The sequence below is a fragment of the Asanoa sp. NPDC050611 genome, from assembly GCF_040654855.1.
Taxonomy (GTDB): domain Bacteria; phylum Actinomycetota; class Actinomycetes; order Mycobacteriales; family Micromonosporaceae; genus Asanoa.
The window spans coordinates 1-2,718 of the sequence record NZ_JBFAIU010000569.1 but is presented as its reverse complement, the minus strand read 5'-3'; the positions used below and the strand labels follow the sequence as shown (position 1 = coordinate 2,718).

4 protein-coding genes and 1 pseudogene are annotated in these 2,718 nt (G+C 75.3%); 3 read left to right on the top strand and 2 right to left on the bottom strand.

Translation table 11 applies throughout. The annotated features are described in order from the left end of the window. Window positions 1–106: 106 nt before the first annotated feature. Window positions 107–565: a LysR substrate-binding domain-containing protein gene (locus AB0H87_RS40305; protein ID WP_360158643.1), complete on the top strand. Its 459-nt coding sequence runs from the start codon at window positions 107–109 to the stop codon at window positions 563–565. Here AB0H87_RS40305 and AB0H87_RS40300 read toward each other — a convergent pair. Then, window positions 509–1,141, bottom strand: coding sequence for a LysE family translocator (locus AB0H87_RS40300; protein WP_360158640.1), 633 nt, complete (start codon window positions 1,139–1,141; stop codon window positions 509–511). The genes AB0H87_RS40305 and AB0H87_RS40300 overlap by 57 nt on opposite strands. A 94-nt stretch (window positions 1,142–1,235) precedes the next feature. Here AB0H87_RS40300 and AB0H87_RS40295 point away from each other — a divergent pair, with 94 nt between their 5' ends. Both AB0H87_RS40295 and AB0H87_RS40290 read left to right on the top strand, forming a co-directional pair. Further along, entirely contained in the window at window positions 1,236–1,808 is a 573-nt protein-coding gene (locus tag AB0H87_RS40295; RefSeq protein ID WP_360158637.1) for a sigma-70 family RNA polymerase sigma factor, read from the top strand. After that, window positions 1,805–2,233 carry a hypothetical protein gene (locus AB0H87_RS40290; RefSeq protein ID WP_360158634.1) on the top strand — a complete coding sequence of 143 codons (429 nt, stop codon included), beginning with the start codon at window positions 1,805–1,807 and terminating at the stop codon, window positions 2,231–2,233. The genes AB0H87_RS40295 and AB0H87_RS40290 overlap by 4 nt, the downstream gene beginning before the upstream one ends. On the opposite strand, the pseudogene AB0H87_RS40285 reads toward AB0H87_RS40290, so the two are convergent. Further along, window positions 2,230–2,718, bottom strand: a pseudogene (locus AB0H87_RS40285) (diaminopimelate decarboxylase); the annotation flags it as partial. The gene AB0H87_RS40290 and the pseudogene AB0H87_RS40285 overlap by 4 nt on opposite strands.

Below are 2,718 nucleotides of genomic sequence, written 5' to 3'. Positions count from 1 at the left end.
ACCGAAAAGGCCGGCGTCAACACCATCGTGATCGACTCGACCGACGACTTCGCCGGCATGTGCCGCAACATCGGCTTCTCGCTGACTCTCTACAGGGCTCCCCGAGCTGGCGCTGGCCGACCTGGCCGGTCACGAGCTGGCCATGTTCCCGCGGGCCACGGCACCGGAGTGGTACGACGAGATCCTCGACGCCTGCCGCCGGCACGGCTTCACCCCGCGCCGGGTGCGGCACGCCCGCAACCCGGACTTCCTGCTCGGCCTCGTGCTCGGCCGGCAGTGCGTGGCCTTCGAGCCGGAGAGCACCGCGCGGCGCGAGGCCCGGGTCGCCTGGCGCCCGCTCGCCGGCGCGGTGCTGGAGCGGCGCACCTCCGCGGTCTGGCCGGACCGCTCACCCCACCCGGCGGCGCCGGCCTTCGGCGCGGTCGCGGCCGCGGTGCTGACCGGCCCGGAGCCGGTGCGCCGCCTGGTCAGCGGCGTGCAGCCCTGGTCGGTCGTCTACGACACGCCGTCAGCGGCTGTCGACCACCAGACGGGCGGCCAGGCCGGCGAAGACGGCCGCCGATAGTCGCTCCATCCCGCGCCGGAAGCCGGGGCGGGCGGCGACCTTCTCGGCGAGCGTGCCGGCCAGCAGGCCCGCGGTGCCGTCGACGGCGAGCCCGATCACGATGAACACCAGCCCGAGCACCAGGAGCTGCGCGGTGACCGGCCACGCGCCGGCGCCCGCGCCGAGGAACTGCGGCAGGAACGCCAGGTAGAACAGGATCACCTTGGGGTTGGCCAGGTTGGTCAGCGTCGCCATCAGGTAGGTGCGGCGCAGCGACCGGCGCGGCACCGCGGCCGCGTGCTCGAGCGGTGCGCGGCTGCCGCGCCACGTCGCCACCGCGAGGTAGAGCAGGAACACCGCGCCGGCGATCCGGACGACGGTCAGCGCCTGCGGCGCCGCCTGGATCAGCGCGCCGAGGCCGAACGCGGCCGCGACCGTGTGGACGGCCAGGCCCGTCGACATGCCGAGCGCGGCCAGCAGGCCGGCCCGGCGGCCGCCGGCGACCCCGTTGGCCACGATGAACAGCAGGTCGGGGCCGGGCGCGAGGGAGAGCAGCGCGCACGCCGCGACGAACGCGAGCACGAGATGACCGTCCACGGCGACCATCCTCGCGGGGTACGCGACGCGTACGCCAGCGAATTTGTATCAACCGGGACCGATAAGGTGTCCGTGGGTTGGTAGGTGATGCGGGATGCGCGACGATCCGTCCGTCGTCGGCCTGGTCGAGCGGGCCCGGCTCGGCGACGCCGGCGCCTGGGACACGCTGGTCGACCGCTACGCGCCGCTGGTGTGGGCGGTCTGCCGCCGCTACGGCCTCGGTGGCGCCGACGCGGAGGACGTGGCCGCGTCGGTCTGGCTGCGGCTCGTCGAGCGGCTCGACACGATCCGCGAGCCCGCCGCGCTGCCCGGCTGGCTCGCCACCACCGTGCGCCACGAATGCCTGGGCATGCTGCGGTCGCGGCGGCGCCAGGTGCTGGTCGGCGACGAGTCCGGTTTGGACAGTGTCGACGACCCGGCCTTCGAGGAGGTGCTGCTCACCCAGGAGCGGCACGTCGCGCTGCGGGCCGCGTTCGACAACCTGCCCGAGCACTGCCGGCGGCTGCTGACGCTGCTGTTCGACGACCCGCCGGCGCCGTACGCCCAGATCAGCAGCAGCACCGGCACCCCGGTCGGCGCGATCGGCCCGACCCGCCGCCGCTGCCTCGACAAGCTGCGGAGCGACCCGGCCCTGGCCGCCGTCGCCGGAGCGGAGCGCCAGCCATGAGCATGAACGACGAGGAACTGCTCGCCGCGCTGGCCGAGGCGCGCCGGTCCGCCGCCGGGGTGCCCGACCGGATCCGCGAGATCGGCCGGTCCGCGTTCGCCTGGCGCACCGTCGACGCCGAGCTGGCCGCGCTGTCGACGGAAGCGCCGGCCGGGGCCCGGGCCGAGCCGGCCGCGGTGCGCGCGCTGACCTTCGCCGCCCGCGCGGTGACCATCGAGGTCGAGGTCACCGACGAGGCGCTGCACGGCCAGGTGGTGCCGCCGCGCCCCGGCGAGATCGAGCTGCACGACCGCACCGGGGTGGTCGCGGTCGCGCAGGTCGACGAGGTCGGCTGGTTCGTGCTGAGCCCGGTGCCCCGCGGGATGTTCCGGCTGCACCTGCGCGCCGGCGGCACCCTGGTCGTCACCGAGTGGGTCACGATCTAGTCGAGATCGCGGCAGAGCACGTCGTCGATCGTCTCGCGGCGGACGACGACGCGGGCCGCGCCGGCGCGCACCGCGATCAGCGGCGGGCGGCCGACGAGGTTGTAGTTCGATGCCAGCGGCAGGTGGTACGCGCCCGCACCGGGCGCGGCCAGCAGGTCGCCGGGACGCAGGTCGGCCGGGAGCGGCACCGAGCGGGCGAGCACGTCGCCGGCCTCGTCATGGCGACCGACGATCGTGCTCGACACCGCGGGACCGGTGCCGGCCCGGCCGAGCAGGACGGCCGTGTACCGGGCGCCGTAGAGGGCCGGCCGGGGGTTGTCGCTCAGCCCTCCATCGATCGCGACCAGCTGTGTGCCCTCCGGCTCGCGGCGAACCGCCACGACCCGGTACAGGGCCACGCCGGCCCTGGCGACGACCGCCCGACCCGGCGTCACCACCAGTTCCGGTTCCGGAACGCCCTGGCGTTCGCAGGCCAGGCCCAGGAC

Bases quoted from the DNA above. Each gene is read 5' to 3' on its own strand.
- AB0H87_RS40295 (WP_360158637.1), top strand. From the start codon at position 1,236: ATGCGCGACGATCCGTCCGTCGTCGGCCTGGTCGAGCGGGCCCGGCTC.
- AB0H87_RS40290 (WP_360158634.1), top strand. From the start codon at position 1,805: ATGAGCATGAACGACGAGGAACTGCTCGCCGCGCTGGCCGAGGCGCGC.